A 15067-nucleotide genomic window follows, 5' to 3' on the forward strand; every position below is an offset into this window, starting at 1 on the left:
TAATGGCGCAATAAGGCAACTGAATGGTTCAGCTGCTCGGGGTGTCGCTATCGCGCTTGCGCTTGTTGCCCATGCGCACACCGATGTCCATCAGGAACTGGAAGAAACCTTCCTGATCTTCCAGCACATTGCTCCAGAACGGCGAGTGATACAGCGCCACGGCGCCGTGCACCAGCGCCCAGGATGCGCAGTAATGGAAGTAAGGTGGAACGTCTTCAAGTTTGCCTTCGCTGATCCGGCCCTTGATCAGCAGGGTCAGGCGTTCGAAATTCGAGGCGCGGATCTTGTGCAGCTCCTCGACCATCTCCGGCACCTGATTGCCCTTGACCACCTTTTCTTCCAGGCGATCGAACAACCGATAGCGTTGAGGGTCGCGCATGCGGAATTCGAAGTAGGCCCGGGACAGGGCTTCCTTGTCCTTGTCGACATCGGCCGAATGCAACAGCTCGTTCAAATCGCGCTCGTAATCGAGCATCAGGCGCAGATAGATCTCGGCCTTGGATTTGAAGTGCTTGTAGATCGTGCCTTTGCCGATACCGACGGCATCAGCAATCATCTCGACGGTGACACTGTCTTCACCTTGATCGAGGAACAGCTTGAGCGCGGTATCGAGAATTTCTTGCTCGCGGCGACGAAACTCACGGACCTTACGAGGTTCTTTATGCATAAGAAAAGGTCTGTAGGGGTCAAAATTCGAAGCCGCGTATTATGCCTAACTTGCGCAAAAATGCACGGATCATCCGACCATATATATGTTTCTTGATGAATTCCGGCAGCCTCGCAGATTAATGAGAACTCAACCGAAGCGCCCGTATTCCAAATTTGTTTAAAAACCGGCGCCGGTAAACTGGACTCGGCGCAATACTGATCAATACTTCAACTGTCGGCGGGACATCTCCCCCAAGTGTTGCGCCGATATAGGTACCAACGGACCGCGTGCCTTTGTTTTACTCCTAATGGTCTTAACCCGGATTCACCCCCCAGAACCCGGGTTTTTTTTGCCTGCGATTTAACCTTTCACATGCGCCAGCGGAAACAGTCGCTTGAAATTCTCGGTGGTTTGCTCGGCAAATCGCTCGTAGGGCTCACCTCGCAACATTGCCAGAAATTCCGCTACGTCGCGCACGTACTGCGGCAGGTTCGGTTTGCCGCGATGAGGGATCGGCGCCAGGTAAGGCGAGTCGGTTTCCACCAGCAAGCGGTCAGCCGGCACTTTACTGGCCACGTCACGCAGAGCGTCGGCATTGCGGAAAGTGACAATCCCGGACAAGGAAATGTAATACCCCATGTCCAGTGCCGCTTTGGCCATGTCCCAGTCTTCGGTGAAACAATGCAGCACGCCAGCCTGGGGCAGCGCCGCTTCACGCAGGAGGTTCAACGTATCGGCGCGGGCACCACGGGTGTGAATGATCACCGGTTTTCCTGTCTGCTGCGCCGCTTGCAGATGCAGGCGAAACGACTCCTGTTGCAACTCCGCTGCTTCCGGCTCGTAGTGGTAATCCAGACCGGTTTCACCGATCGCCACCACACGCGGGTGGTTGAGCTCGCGCAACAGCCAATCCAATGCTGGCGCAGCGCCCGGTTGCACGTCCAGCGGATGCACGCCAACCGAACAGTCGACGTCGTCGTAACGTTCGGCCAGGGCTTTGACGTCGGCGGCATTCTCGACGCTGACGCCGATACACAGAAAGTGCCCTACCCCGCGCTGACGGGCCGCATCCAGTGCGGCATCCAGGGAGCCGTCGTGGGCGGCGAGGTCGAGGCGATCAAGGTGGCAATGGGAATCTACGAGCATAAAAGGGCTGCAACTTACATCGTATGAGTGGGACGGTCGGACTTCAGGGCTCCGGCCAGATGGGTTTCGATTCGACTGCGCGCGGTATTGTCGCCATCGTTGAATTGTACGCCGACCCCGGCGGCCCGGTTGCCCTGCGCACCTTTGGGGGTGATCCAGGTGACCTTGCCGGCGACCGGAATCTTCTCCGGCTCGTCCATCAGGTTCAACAGCATGAATACCTCATCGCCCAACTTGTAGCTCTTGTTGGTCGGGATAAACAGTCCACCGTTCTTGATGAACGGCATGTAGGCCGCGTAAAGCACGGACTTGTCCTTGATGGTCAGGGACAAAATGCCGTTGCGCGGCCCCGGATTGACGAGTTCATTCATGCTGACCTCCGTTGCTGATGCTCAGAGTCTAGGCACAGACCGTCACTTCTGGGTAGGCAAACCCACCCATTGCACCAACAGCGCCTCCAGCAACAACACCCGATTGAGGTTGGCTTTGCTCATCACTTTCTGGCGCTGGGCGAGGATCCAGTCCTGAATATTCAGGACTTTGTCCTGGCCGGCTTTCTGCGCCAGGTACTGAATCACCTTGCGCATGTCCGTCAGCCCCAGACCTTCTTCGTCCTGAGTCAGCTGATAACGCAGGATCAGGCTCGACCAGTCGCAGAACCAGTCGAACAACAGCAACAGCGGAATCGAATTCCAGCCTTCGGCCAGTTGCGTCGGTGACTGTTGCTGCTTGAGCAACTTCTTCACGCCATCGACCACCAGCGCCCGCTGCTCGCGCACGCCCTGGGCCTGCAAGTTGACGGCGGCCAGTGGCGAACCGGCGGCCAGGGTCAGCAACTCGATACGCTCTTCTTCCGCGCAGTCCGGCAAAGCCTTCGCCAGCCACGCAAGACTCATGGCTTCGCTCGGCAGCGGACAGGCCTGCTGCTGGCAGCGGCTCTTGATCGTCGGCAGCAAACGACTGGTCTGGTGACTGACCAGCAGCAACACGGTATCACCGGAAGGTTCTTCAAGACTTTTGAGCAAAGCGTTGGCGGCGTTGATGTTCATCGACTCGGCCGGCTCGATCAGCACCACTTTGCGACCGCCCATCTGAGCGGTCTGAACCACGAAGCTGACCAGATCACGAACCTGATCGACCTTGATCGCCTTATCGGCTTCTTCCGGTTCCAGGATGTAGTTGTCAGGGTGACTGCCGGCCTTGAGCAACAGACAGGATTTACATTCGCCGCAAGCATCGTGGGCAGCGCTCGGACGCTGGCACAGCAAACTGGCCATCAAGCGCTCGGCCAATGCACGCTTGCCGATTCCGGCCGGGCCATGCAGCAGATAGGCGTGGGCATGTTGCTTGCGACCGGCCAAATGCTGCCAGAGACTGTCCTGCCACGGATAGGCTTCAGCCACGGGTCAACTCCAGCAGGCGCGGCAGCAAGGCATCCAGTGCCTGCTGAACCTGCGCCAGCGGCTGGGCGGCATCGACCAGAACATAACGCGCAGGATCCGCTTCAGCACGCTTGAGGAAAGCACTGCGCACCGCATCAAAAAAGGTTCGGCCTTCGAGTTCGAAACGATCAAGACGACCACGAGCACTGGCGCGGGCCAGGCCCACTTCGACCGGCAGATCGAATATCAACGTCAGGTCCGGGCGCAGATCGCCCTGGACGAAGGCTTCCAGGGTCGCGATGCGCTCCAGCGACAGGCCACGACCGCCACCCTGATAGGCGTAGGTCGAATCGGTAAAGCGATCACACAGGACCACCGCACCGCGGGCCAGCGCCGGACGAATCACCTCGGCCAGATGCTGGGCACGCGCGGCGAACACCAACAGCAACTCGGTGTCGGGGTTCATGACTTCGTCAACCGGCGCCAGCAGCACTTCGCGGATCCGCTCGGCCAACGGCGTGCCGCCTGGTTCGCGAGTCAGCACGACCTCGATACCCGCGGCGCGCAGGCGCTCGGCCAGGTATTCGCGATTGGTGCTCTTGCCGGCCCCTTCCGGGCCTTCCAGGGTAATAAACAAGCCAGTCACAGGCAGTCCTTAGTCAGAGTCATTGCAGGCTTTGCGGCGCGGTTGCATCCGGTTCGGGCACGGGTGCGGCTGCGGGTTCTTGAGCGGGTTCTGGAGCAGGCGCCGGCGGGGTCTCTTGAGGCTGCACCGGCGACGATTCCTGCACCGGATCCTGCGGCGACACTTGCGGCAAAGCCTCGGAGGCTGTGTCGGGCGAAGCAGCCGGAATCGGTGCCTGCTGATCCGTCGCCTCTGGTGCCGTAGCCGGCGCCGGGCTGGAGCGGTAGTCGGCACGGCGCTTGATCTGGAACTCACGCACAGCGTTATTGTGCGCGTCCAGATCATCGGAGAACACGTGGCTGCCATCACCACGAGCAACGAAATAGAGGCTATTGCCCGCCACCGGATTCAGCGCTGCATGAATCGCTTCACGGCCGACCATGGCGATCGGGGTCGGCGGCAGTCCCGAAATCATGTAGGTGTTGTACGGCGTCGCTTCCTTGAGGTGGGCGCGAGTCAATTTGCCGTTGTAACGATCACCGAGGCCGTAGATCACGGTCGGATCAGTCTGCAACAACATGCCCATTTCCATGCGCCGTACAAACACGCCAGCGATTTGCCCGCGCTCCTGCGGCACGCCGGTTTCCTTCTCAACCAACGAGGCCATGATCAGCGCTTGATAGGGTTCGGTGTACGGCACGTCAGCGGCGCGCTGGCTCCACTCCTTGGCCAGGACTTCGTCGAGGCGGTCGTAGGCTTTTTTCAGCAGCTCGACATCGGTCATGCCGCGCACGAAGCGATAGGTGTCAGGGAAGAATCGCCCTTCCGGAAAAATTCCGGTGTGGCCGAGTTTGTCCATCACCTCGCTATCACTCAAACCGTCGAGGGTCTTTTCGAGTTTTTCATCCTTGGCCAGAGCAGCGCGGACCTGATGGAAATTCCAGCCCTCGACCAGGGTCAGGCTGTACTGAACCATTTCCCCGCGTTTCCACAGGTCAATCAGCCCTTCGACGGTCATGCCGGGCTGCATGCGGTATTCGCCCTTGTGCAACGGTTGTTTGGCGAGATTGAAGCGCCAATACACCCGCAGCCAGAAAGCATCCTTGATGACGCCATCGGCTTCGAGTCGATAGAAGGTGCGGGTCGGTGTCGTGCCTTTGGGCACTTCCAGCAGCTCTTCCTGAGTGATGTTCAGCGGCTGTTCCAGCGCCGAATGGATTTTCCAGGCGCAAGTGCCCAGACACAGCCCTGCCAGAACCAATCCGGTTTCCAGCAGCAGCAAGAATTTACGTCTCACGTATCAAGCATCCAGTAGCGCGCGGGCAATGGTTTGGAGTTTACGGGTGAGCGGACCAACCGGCCAGCTCAGTGCGGCATAGGCGCGCACCGGCCAAACGCCATACACGCTGTTGCAGACAAAGACTTCATCAGCCCATTGCAGCTGATCGAGGGTGATATCGGTGATTTGCGTGGGAATCCCCAACGACTCGGCTTGAAACAATAATTCGGCACGCATCACGCCGGCCACGCCGCAGCGCTTCAAATCAGCCGTGATCAGCACGCCATCGCGGATCAGGAACAGATTGCTGAACACGCCTTCAATGACGCGCCCGGCCTGATCGAGCATCAAGCCTTCGGCATGATCGGTATCTTGCCATTCAGAACGGGCGATAACCTGCTCAAGACGGTTCAGGTGTTTGAGTCCGGCGAGCAGAGGCTGTTTGGAAAGCCGCGTTGCACAGGGGAACAGGCGAACACCCTGCTCCGCAAGGGCAGCAGGATAAACCGCGGGTGGGTTGCCCAACATGATGCGGCGCGCCTGAGCCGAAGGATCGGGCGCATAACCACGCGCGCTTTCGCCACGCGTGACAATGAGCTTGAGCACACCTTCGCCCAACGCTTGGGCATAGGTCAGTAACTCTGTGCACACAGCCGCATGATCGAGATTAATTGCCAACCGCTGGCAACCTTTGACCAAACGCACCAGATGCCGATCCAGCAGCACCGGAGCGCCGTTGCGCACGGCAATGGTCTCGAACAGACCATCACCGTAAGCCAGGCCGCGATCCTTCAGCGACAAAGCGTCAGCCGGCTGACCGTCGACCCAGCTGTCCATCAGTCAGCGAACCGGCGGAACACCAGCGAGCCGTTGGTGCCGCCAAACCCGAAGGAGTTGGACAACACCACATCGATATCCATATTGCGCGCGGTATGCGGTACGAAATCGAGGTCGCAACCTTCGTCCGGCTCATCAAGGTTGATGGTCGGCGGTGCTACCTGACTGTTGATCGCCAGCACACTGAAGATCGCCTCGACCGCGCCCGCCGCACCCAGCAGGTGACCGGTCATGGACTTGGTCGAACTGACCGCCAGCTTGTAAGCGTGATCGCCGAATACCGACTTGATCGCACGGGCTTCGGCAAGGTCGCCGGCCGACGTCGAGGTGCCGTGGGCGTTGATGTACTGAACCTGATCGCCATTGATCTTGGCATCGCGCAGCGCATTGGTGATGCAACGTGCAGCCCCTGCACCATCAGCCGGTGGCGACGTCATGTGGTAGGCATCGCCACTGGTGCCAAAGCCGATCAGCTCGGCGTAGATCGTCGCACCACGAGCCTTGGCGTGCTCCAGCTCTTCCAGAACCAGAGCGCCGGCGCCGTCGGACAGCACGAAGCCATCACGGCCCTTGTCCCATGGACGGCTGGCGCGGGTCGGTTCGTCGTTGCGGGTCGACAGTGCGCGGGAGGCACCGAAGCCGCCCATGCCCAGACCGCAAGCCGCCATTTCAGCGCCGCCGGCAATCATCACGTCGGCTTCGTCGTACATGATGTTGCGTGCCGCCATGCCGATGCAGTGCGTACCGGTGGTACACGCGGTGGCGATGGCGTAGTTAGGTCCCTGTGCGCCCAGATGGATGGACAGGAAACCGGAAATCATATTGATGATCGAGCCAGGCACGAAAAACGGAGAAATCCGTCGTGGGCCGGAATCATGCAGTGTGCGACTGGTTTCTTCGATATTGGTCAGTCCGCCAATACCCGAACCCATGGCCACGCCAATGCGCTCACGGTTGGCGTCGGTGACTTCCAGACCAGAGTTACGAACTGCCTGAAAACCTGCGGCCAGACCGTATTGAATGAACAGGTCGAGCTTGCGAGCTTCCTTGACCGACAGGTATTCCTCGACATTGAAGCCCTTTACCGAGCCGCCAAAACGGGTGGAATAGGCAGAAAGGTCGGTGTGTTCGATCAGACCAATGCCACTGCGGCCAGCCAGAATGCCCTGCCAACTGCTCGGCACATCCGTGCCCAGTGGCGACAACATACCCATACCGGTGACTACGACGCGTCTACGCGACACAGCACTCTCCTTTTTCAAATGACGACTTTGCATCAGGCCTAAAGAAAAAACCGCACGCCGTGATGGCAGTGCGGTTTTTCCATGACAGCAAGCAACGATTACAAGCTATTAAGCCTGGTGGTTAGTAACGTAATCGATTGCGGCTTGTACAGTAGTGATCTTCTCAGCTTCTTCGTCAGGGATTTCGGTCTCGAATTCCTCTTCCAGAGCCATCACCAGCTCAACGGTGTCAAGGGAGTCGGCACCCAGGTCTTCAACGAAGGAAGCAGTGTTGACCACTTCTTCTTCTTTAACGCCCAGTTGCTCAGCAACGATTTTCTTGACGCGCTCTTCGATGGTGCTCATACCTTGTTTTCACTCCTAATGGACAAATTCAGGCAGCTGGCCAGTGGGTAAGTGTATAGAAAGACTTTTCAGTTTTTCAACTGAAAGCTTCACTCCTCAAACCCGACGACCCTCTGCCTATAAATAGATTGCAGCTTTATAACGGATTTTAGACAGCTCGTATGACATTTTTTTGAAGCGATCCGTCACATTTAACTCATGTACATCCCGCCGTTCACCGGGATTGTAGCCCCAGTAACGTAAGCCGCACCGTCGGACGCAAGAAAAGCGACCACAGACGCGATCTCTTGAGCTTGCCCCAGACGGCCCAGCGGAATCTGCGTCTGCAAGGCTTCACGCTGTGCCTCGGGCAGTTCGCGGGTCATATCGGTGTCGATGAACCCAGGGGCCACCGAGTTTACCGTAATCGAACGCGAACCGACTTCACGCGCCAGTGAACGGCTGAAACCTTCCAGACCGGCCTTGGCGGCTGCGTAGTTTACTTGGCCTGCGTTGCCCATGGCACCCACAACCGAGCCAATACTGATAATTCGTCCCCAACGGGCTTTGGTCATACCGCGCAAAACGCCCTTGGACAGGCGGAACAGACTGTTCAGGTTGGTATCGACGACGTCATGCCATTCGTCATTTTTCATGCGCATCATCAGATTATCGCGGGTGATACCGGCATTGTTGACCAGGATCGCCGGCGCACCGAACTGCGATGTAATGCTTGCCAGTACTGCAGCAACGGATTCGTCGCTGGTGACATTGAGTTCCAGGCCAGTGCCTTGAATATCGTTTTCCTTCAGGGTAGCGGCAATGCGCTCGGCACCTGAGGCAGATGTCGCGGTGCCAATTACGATAGCACCCTGACGACCCAGTTCCAGGGCGATAGCCTGGCCGATACCGCGGCTCGCGCCAGTGACCAGTGCAACTTTACCTTGCAGACTCATGCAGGCTTCTCCTGATTCAAGCCAACGCTGCGCGAGCGGCAGCGAAGGCGTCGGGGGTATTGAGGTTGGATGTCGACACGCCTTCGGCGCAACGCTTGTTCAGGCCAGCCAGCACTTTGCCAGGGCCGCATTCGACCAACTGGGTAGCACCTTTGGCGGCCAGCGCCTGAACCGATTCGACCCAGCGCACAGGCTTGTAAAGCTGCTCAAGCAGATCGCGCTTGAGGGTTTCCAGATCGGCCGGCACAGTGGCGCTGACGTTCTGAACCACTGGAATCTGCGGCGCCTTCCAGTCGATCGCTGCGATCGACTCGGCGAAACGCTCGGCCGCCGGACGCATCAGCTCGCAATGGGACGGCACGCTGACCGGCAATGGCATGGCGCGCTTGGCACCACGGGCCTTGCAGCCTTCGATGGCGCGCTCGACCGCTGCCTTGGCACCGGCGATGACCACTTGGCCAGGGGAGTTGAAGTTGACCGCACTGACCACCTCGCCTTGCGCCGCTTCGGCACAGGCTGCCAGCACATCAGCATCGTCCAGACCGAGAATGGCGGCCATGCCACCTTGCCCGGCCGGAACGGCTTCCTGCATCAACTGACCACGGCGTTCAACCAGCTTCACCGCATCACCCAGGCTCAGGCTGCCCGCGGCAACCAGAGCGCTGTATTCGCCCAGGCTGTGCCCGGCAACATACGCCGGACGCGCGCCGCCTTCAGCCAGCCACAGACGCCACAAGGCAATCGAGGCGGTCAGAATGGCCGGTTGGGTTTTATCGGTTTGGTTGAGTTGCTCTTCCGGCCCTTGCTGGATCAGTGCCCACAGGTCGTAACCCAAAGCATCGGAAGCTTCTTTGAATGTTTCGAGGACAACCGGATGTTGCGCGCCCAACTCGGCCAGCATGCCGAGGGACTGCGAACCCTGTCCCGGAAAGACGAATGCGAGGGAAGCAGACATGTAACAAGCCCCTAATGATCTTGTCGTCGGAGAATTGACGTCCCGCTTGGGGGACGCAAGAAACTGACAGTTGGATGGCAAATTGAACTGAGCGGTCACATTTAAGCATTGTCCGACGAAAACGCCTAAAGCAACAAATCCTCCAGGCGACCGTGAATGCGTTCCGGCAGGTTTTCCTGGATCTCGATCAAGGCGCGCTGAATCGCACTCTGGAAGCCCTGAACCCCCGCCGAACCATGGCTTTTCACCACAATCCCCTGCAACCCGAGGAAGCTTGCACCGTTATGCCGCGCGGGCGCCAGATCGGCTTGCAAGCGCTTCATCAGTGGCAATGCCAAAGCACCGACCACTTTCGACGCAAGGTTTTTCTTGAACAAGGCCTCGATGCGCCCGGCAATCATGGTCGCCAGGCCTTCACTGGATTTGAGCAGGATATTGCCGACAAAACCGTCACATACCACCACATCCGCCTCGCCACGGTACACACCGTCACCTTCGACAAAACCGATGTAATTGATGCCGCGAGCACTCTGCAACAAGGTGGCCGCCAGCTTGACCTGCTGATTGCCCTTGATGTCTTCAGTACCGATGTTCAGCAGCGCCACTCGCGGACGAACGATGCCCAGGGTTTCCGCCGCCACCGACCCCATCACGGCGAACTGCAACAAGTGCTCGGCACTGCAATCGACATTGGCGCCCAGGTCGAGCAACTGGCAATAACCCTTCTGTGTCGGAATCGCCGCCACCATCGCCGGCCGATCAATACCCGGCAAGGTCTTGAGCACAAACCGCGACAACGCCATCAGCGCACCGGTATTGCCGGCACTGACACAGGCCTGGACCTTGCCATCGCGCAGCAATTCCAGCGCCACGCGCATCGACGAGTCGGGCTTGCCGCGCAGGGCCTGTGCAGGCTTTTCGTCCATGGTGATGACTTCGGACGCCGGAGCAATCGATAGGCGCGAGCGATCCGCAGCCGATTGGCCAGAGAGCAATTCTTCAAGAAGGGAGGGTTGACCGACGAGGGTCAGGTGCAGCGAGGGCGTAGCAGACAGACAAGCAAGGCTGGCCTGAACAATGCTGCGGGGACCGAAGTCCCCGCCCATTGCGTCAATCGCGATGACTTGAGCAGACAAGTGATTACTCGTCAGCGCCCTTGTCGATCACTTTACGGCCACGGTATACGCCTTCTGGCGATACGTGGTGACGCAGGTGAATTTCACCAGTGGTTTTTTCTACAGACAGAGTGCTTGCCGTCAGGGCGTCGTGCGAACGACGCATGTCACGGGCAGAGCGGGATTTTTTGTTCTGCTGAACAGCCATAATTGATTAACTCCTAAACGTTTGGGTCACGCTTTAACTGCGCCAATACACTGAACGGGTTGGACCGCGTTACCTCGTCCTCGCTCGGTTCGGGCTCATCGAGACCCGCCGGCTGCTGGCATTCTTCCGGATGATGAGCAGGCACAATGGGCAAGGCGAGCAGAAGCTCCTCCTCGATCAGTGACTGCAGATCCAAAGGATCTTCGCCCAGTTCCAGCACGTCATAACCTTTCGGCAACGACTGGGTATTCGCACCCTCCTTCACCACAGCATAACTGCATTCGCTATGGATCGGCAGGGTGACCAGCTCAAGACAACGCTGGCAAACCATTTTGACCTCGGTGTCGATAAAGCTGTGGATTACCACAGACTTACGTTCATCTCGTTCAAAAACGAATTTAGCCTGCACCGTACCGACAGTGTCGGAAAGCGGGTCGCAGAGTCTCTCCAAATCGGCCAGCAGCAGTTCACCTTGAAGGGTGGTGCCACGATCAGCCAATTTGCGCGGGTCAACGTGAGGTGGAATCGGGTCATTCAACATAGGCGCAGCATTATAGGGATGCCCCCAGCCATGTCAAAGGAAATTCAGCCCTGTCCGTCACTTGCAAGCCTCCGCTAGAATTCGCGCCTGTCTTCTGGAGATGCGCATGCTGCCTTTATTACTCGCTTCAAGCTCGGTTTATCGCCGGGAATTGCTGGCCCGCTTGCAGCTGCCGTTTACCTGCAGCTCGCCGGATATCGACGAAAACCATCGTCCGGGCGAGTCCGCCATCGAGCTGGTCAAGCGCCTCGCCGAGGAAAAAGCACGTGCGCTGGCCGGCGGTCATCCCGCTCATCTGATCATCGGCTCCGATCAGGTCGCGGTGCTTGGCGAGCGGATCATCGGCAAACCGCACACCTTCGAAAAGGCCCGCGAGCAATTGTTGGCTTCGAGCGGTGCCAGCGTGACCTTCCTCACCGGCCTGGCACTGCTCAACAGCCAGACTGGTGAATGCCAGGTCGACTGCGTGCCGTTTACCGTACACATGCGCTCGCTCGATCAGGCGCGCATCGAACGCTACCTGCGCGCCGAACAGCCCTATGACTGCGCTGGCAGCTTCAAGGCCGAAGGTTTAGGGGTGAGCCTGTTTCAAAGCACCGAAGGCCCTGACGCCACCAGCCTGATCGGCCTGCCATTGATTCGCCTGGTGGACATGTTGCTGACCGAAGGCGTGCAAATCCCCTAAAGACAAAAAACCGGCCACGAAGGCCGGTTTCTGATGCAACCAGGAGAATCAGCGCAACGAAGGCCCCTGGAAGCCCATCCACATCGCCAGATGCTCAGCCACGCTGGCACCGAGTTTTTTCGAGAAGCGATCGAACGGCGATTCCTGAACGGTGAAATCCACCAGCTCTTTCTCGCCGATCACGTCACGCGCCACCGAACTGGCATTTCCCAGACCATCGATCAGGCCCAGCGGCAGTGCCTGCTCGCCAGACCAGACCAACCCGGAGAACAGCTCCGGATGCTCCTTGTCCTTGAGACGGTCGCCACGTCCCTTCTTGACGCTGCTGATGAACTGCTGATGAGTGGTATCGAGCACACCCTGCCAGAACTGAGTTTCTTCAGGCTTCTGCGGCTGGAACGGATCGAGGAACGATTTGTGCTCGCCGGAGGTGTAAGTGCGACGCTCGACACCCAGCTTCTCCATCGTCCCGACAAAGCCATAACCGGCCGCCGTCACACCAATGGAGCCCACCAGGCTCGCCTTGTCGGCGTAGATCTGATCCGCCGCACTGGCGATGTAGTAAGCACCGGAAGCACCCAAATCCGAGATCACCGCATAAAGCTTGGTGTCCGGATGCAAGCCGCGCAAACGGCGGATCTCGTCATAGACGTAGCCCGACTGCACCGGACTGCCGCCCGGACTGTTGATTCGCAGGATGACACCTTTGACCTTCTCGTCCTCGAACGCTGCACGCAGGCTGCCGACGATGTTGTCAGCGCTGGCAGGCTCTTTGTCAGCAATCATGCCGGTCACGTCGATCAGCGCGGTGTAGCTGCCACTGCGGGTGGCAGCTTTTTCCATGTCCATCAGCGGCGTGAACAGGATCAACGCGCCAAACAGGTACACAAAGGTCAGCAGCTTGAAGAAAATCCCCCAGCGACGGGACCGGCGCTGCTCCTGCACGCCAGCCAGCAGGGTCTTTTCCAGCAGCTTCCAGCTTTTCTCGTCACCGCTCTCTGCGCTCGCCTTGGCGGGCGCTTTCCATTCGTCGGTCATGACATGTACCCCAGCAAAAACCTATTAAGCCCGCTGACTCAGCCAGGCATGCAATTCTGAAAAACGATCAATGGCCAGCGCCGGCTCGAACAACTTCAACGCTTCGATCGATTGCGCGCCATAGCTGACGGCCACCGAATCCATGCCGGCGTTGCACGCCATCTGCAAGTCAAAGGACGAATCGCCCACCATCAGCGCCTGCTCCGGGCGAACCTCGCAGTGAGCGAGGATCTGCTCGAGCATCAGCGGATGGGGTTTGCTGGCGGTTTCGTCGGCCGCGCGGGTGATGTCGAAATAATCTTCCCAGCCGTGAGACTTCAGCACCCGATCCAGCCCGCGACGGGCCTTGCCGGTCGCGACCGCCAAGTGATAACCCTCGGCGCGAAACGCTTCCATCGACTCGACCACACCTTCGAACAACGGCGAAGGCACAGCTTCCGAGGCGATGTAGTGATCAGCATAGTGCTGACGGAAGGCTACCAATTCGTCGTCGCCGATTTCCGGATACAACGTGCGAATCGCTTCCGGCAGACCCAGACCGATGATGCCTTTGACAGCAAAATCATCGCGCAACTGAAATCCGGATCGCTCGGACGCGACATGCATCGACTCGACAATCCGACCAATGGAGTCGGCGAGAGTGCCGTCCCAATCGAAAATCAGCAGCTTGTAATCAGATGGGTGCACTCAGGCGCTCCACGGTTTTGGCCCACATCTCGTCGACCGGCGCCTGCAACTTCAGCTCACCACCATCCGGCAGCGGCACGGTCAGCATGTAGGCGTGCAGGAACAGGCGCTTTCCGCCCAAGTCACGAATCTCTTTGCTGAAGGCTTCATCGCCGTACTTGGTGTCACCGGCAATGCAATGCCCGGCATGGAGGGTATGGACGCGGATCTGGTGAGTCCGGCCGGTAATCGGTTTGGCTTCGATCAGGGTGGCAAAGTCGCCAAAACGACGCAGGACCTTGAACACGGTCACGGACTCCTTGCCCTCCTCCTCGTCGACCTCGACCATACGCTCGCCGGAGCGCAGGTTGCTCTTGCCGAGCGACGCCCGGACTTGCTTGATCGAGGCCGCCCAGTTGCCGCGAACCAGCGCCATGTAGCGCTTATCGACGCCATCGCCGCGCAATGCCGTGTGCAAGTGGCGCAGCATGCTGCGCTTCTTGGCGATCATCAGCAGGCCGGAGGTGTCACGGTCGAGACGGTGAACCAGTTCGAGCTCCTTGCAATCGGGACGCAACTGACGAAAGGCTTCGATCACCCCGTAAGTCAGGCCGCTGCCGCCATGAACCGCGATGCCGCAAGGCTTGTTGATCACGATCAATGCCTTGTCTTCGAAGACAATCGAGGCTTCGAGGCGCTGCAGCAAGCCTTGGGCCAGCGGCACCGGCTCGTCGCGCTCGGGCACGCGAACCGGCGGCACGCGCACGATATCACCCGCCTGCAGCTTGTATTCGGGCTTGATCCGACCTTTGTTCACTCGCACTTCGCCTTTGCGCAAAATGCGGTAAATCAAGGTCTTGGGCACGCCTTTGAGCCGAGCGAGAAGGAAGTTATCAATACGTTGGCCGGCATATTCCGGCGAGACCTCCAGCAGTTGTACGGCTGGGGTCGAAGGGGCAGTAGTCGTCATGGCGCGGATGATAACAATTTTTTATGGAATTGAAGCACTTAATCATTGCTGCTATAGTCGCGAACGCCGCCAAAAGTGGCCTGGACAGCGGACTAACGGTCAAAAACCGGCCCTGACCAACGCAATTCACGAGGACGAGAGGCCGTCCTACGGCGCTTTCGCTACGAAACGGTAGAGTTTGCAGTTGTAACGAGCGCAGGTGACATGAGGCCTGAAGCATGCCGCAAAGCAGAGTTTTCACTCGCCTTGCGAGCAAATATTCACGGCCAGTTCACAAAGTGCAGTCAGCTACGAGCAACCCCGAGCGAACGCTTCGGAAACAACGCCTAAATTAGCCATGATGCGTGACCTCCCCTTTCGGAGCTCACGGTAAATGCCAACCCGCTGCGGATTCTGCGCGCGGCAGCACCCGAATTATCAGGGATACGTGTAGGGTGGAGATGCACA

18 protein-coding genes are annotated in these 15067 nt (G+C 58.7%); 1 reads left to right on the forward strand and 17 read right to left on the reverse strand.

All coding sequences use genetic code 11. The annotated features are described in order from the left end of the window. Positions 1-28: 28 nt before the first annotated feature. The 14 genes from ACYZTZ_RS20275 to ACYZTZ_RS20340 form a co-directional block, all read right to left on the reverse strand. Positions 29-667, reverse strand: a complete 639-nt coding sequence (locus ACYZTZ_RS20275) for a TetR/AcrR family transcriptional regulator (RefSeq protein ID WP_007945721.1) — start codon at positions 665-667, stop codon at positions 29-31. Between the two features lie 342 nt (positions 668-1009). Further along, on the reverse strand, positions 1010-1795 hold the full coding sequence (locus ACYZTZ_RS20280) for a TatD family hydrolase (RefSeq protein WP_056742763.1): 786 nt from the start codon (positions 1793-1795) through the stop codon (positions 1010-1012). Positions 1796-1809: 14 nt separating this feature from the next. Next, the gene (locus ACYZTZ_RS20285) at positions 1810-2166 is read right to left on the reverse strand and encodes a PilZ domain-containing protein (RefSeq protein ID WP_033056958.1); all 357 of its coding nucleotides are present in this window, start codon (positions 2164-2166) and stop codon (positions 1810-1812) included. 42 nt (positions 2167-2208) lie between these two features. Continuing rightward, a complete protein-coding gene (locus ACYZTZ_RS20290; protein WP_461999511.1) occupies positions 2209-3198 on the reverse strand; it encodes a DNA polymerase III subunit delta' in 990 nt (329 codons plus the stop codon). Next, a complete protein-coding gene (gene tmk, locus ACYZTZ_RS20295) occupies positions 3191-3823 on the reverse strand; it encodes a dTMP kinase (RefSeq protein WP_046049079.1) in 633 nt (210 codons plus the stop codon). The genes ACYZTZ_RS20290 and tmk overlap by 8 nt, the downstream gene beginning before the upstream one ends. 19 nt (positions 3824-3842) lie before the next feature. Further along, on the reverse strand, positions 3843-5099 hold the full coding sequence (gene mltG / locus ACYZTZ_RS20300) for an endolytic transglycosylase MltG (protein ID WP_461999512.1): 1257 nt from the start codon (positions 5097-5099) through the stop codon (positions 3843-3845). A 3-nt stretch (positions 5100-5102) separates the two neighbouring features. Beyond that, a complete protein-coding gene (gene pabC, locus ACYZTZ_RS20305) occupies positions 5103-5918 on the reverse strand; it encodes an aminodeoxychorismate lyase (RefSeq protein WP_461999513.1) in 816 nt (271 codons plus the stop codon). After that, entirely contained in the window at positions 5918-7162 is a 1245-nt protein-coding gene (fabF, locus tag ACYZTZ_RS20310; protein ID WP_461999514.1) for a beta-ketoacyl-ACP synthase II, read from the reverse strand. The genes pabC and fabF overlap by 1 nt, the downstream gene beginning before the upstream one ends. A gap of 108 nt (positions 7163-7270) precedes the next feature. Further along, positions 7271-7507: an acyl carrier protein gene (gene acpP / locus ACYZTZ_RS20315; RefSeq protein ID WP_003442511.1), complete on the reverse strand. Its 237-nt coding sequence runs from the start codon at positions 7505-7507 to the stop codon at positions 7271-7273. 191 nt (positions 7508-7698) lie between these two features. After that, on the reverse strand, positions 7699-8442 hold the full coding sequence (gene fabG, locus ACYZTZ_RS20320) for a 3-oxoacyl-ACP reductase FabG (protein ID WP_461999515.1): 744 nt from the start codon (positions 8440-8442) through the stop codon (positions 7699-7701). A gap of 16 nt (positions 8443-8458) precedes the next feature. Then, positions 8459-9397 carry an ACP S-malonyltransferase gene (gene fabD / locus ACYZTZ_RS20325; protein ID WP_461999516.1) on the reverse strand — a complete coding sequence of 313 codons (939 nt, stop codon included), beginning with the start codon at positions 9395-9397 and terminating at the stop codon, positions 8459-8461. 125 nt (positions 9398-9522) lie between these two features. After that, positions 9523-10533: a phosphate acyltransferase PlsX gene (plsX, locus tag ACYZTZ_RS20330; protein ID WP_461999517.1), complete on the reverse strand. Its 1011-nt coding sequence runs from the start codon at positions 10531-10533 to the stop codon at positions 9523-9525. A 4-nt stretch (positions 10534-10537) separates the two neighbouring features. Next, positions 10538-10720, reverse strand: coding sequence for a 50S ribosomal protein L32 (gene rpmF, locus ACYZTZ_RS20335; protein ID WP_008152339.1), 183 nt, complete (start codon positions 10718-10720; stop codon positions 10538-10540). 13 nt (positions 10721-10733) lie between these two features. Next, positions 10734-11261, reverse strand: coding sequence for a YceD family protein (locus ACYZTZ_RS20340; protein ID WP_004371317.1), 528 nt, complete (start codon positions 11259-11261; stop codon positions 10734-10736). 106 nt (positions 11262-11367) lie between these two features. Between ACYZTZ_RS20340 and ACYZTZ_RS20345 the strand changes: the two genes are divergently transcribed. Next, positions 11368-11946 carry a Maf family protein gene (locus ACYZTZ_RS20345; RefSeq protein ID WP_461999518.1) on the forward strand — a complete coding sequence of 193 codons (579 nt, stop codon included), beginning with the start codon at positions 11368-11370 and terminating at the stop codon, positions 11944-11946. A gap of 48 nt (positions 11947-11994) precedes the next feature. Here the strand turns inward: ACYZTZ_RS20345 and ACYZTZ_RS20350 are convergent, their stop codons facing one another. The 3 genes from ACYZTZ_RS20350 to rluC are packed head-to-tail and all read right to left on the reverse strand — an operon-like array spanning position 11995 to position 14620. Next, on the reverse strand, positions 11995-12984 hold the full coding sequence (locus tag ACYZTZ_RS20350) for a S49 family peptidase (protein WP_461999519.1): 990 nt from the start codon (positions 12982-12984) through the stop codon (positions 11995-11997). 24 nt (positions 12985-13008) lie between these two features. Continuing rightward, the gene (locus tag ACYZTZ_RS20355; RefSeq protein ID WP_461999520.1) at positions 13009-13671 is read right to left on the reverse strand and encodes an HAD-IA family hydrolase; all 663 of its coding nucleotides are present in this window, start codon (positions 13669-13671) and stop codon (positions 13009-13011) included. Beyond that, on the reverse strand, positions 13658-14620 hold the full coding sequence (rluC, locus tag ACYZTZ_RS20360; protein WP_461999521.1) for a 23S rRNA pseudouridine(955/2504/2580) synthase RluC: 963 nt from the start codon (positions 14618-14620) through the stop codon (positions 13658-13660). The genes ACYZTZ_RS20355 and rluC overlap by 14 nt, the downstream gene beginning before the upstream one ends. Between the last annotated feature and the right edge of the window lie 447 nt (positions 14621-15067).

The organism is Pseudomonas sp. LB3P58, assembly GCF_054897895.1.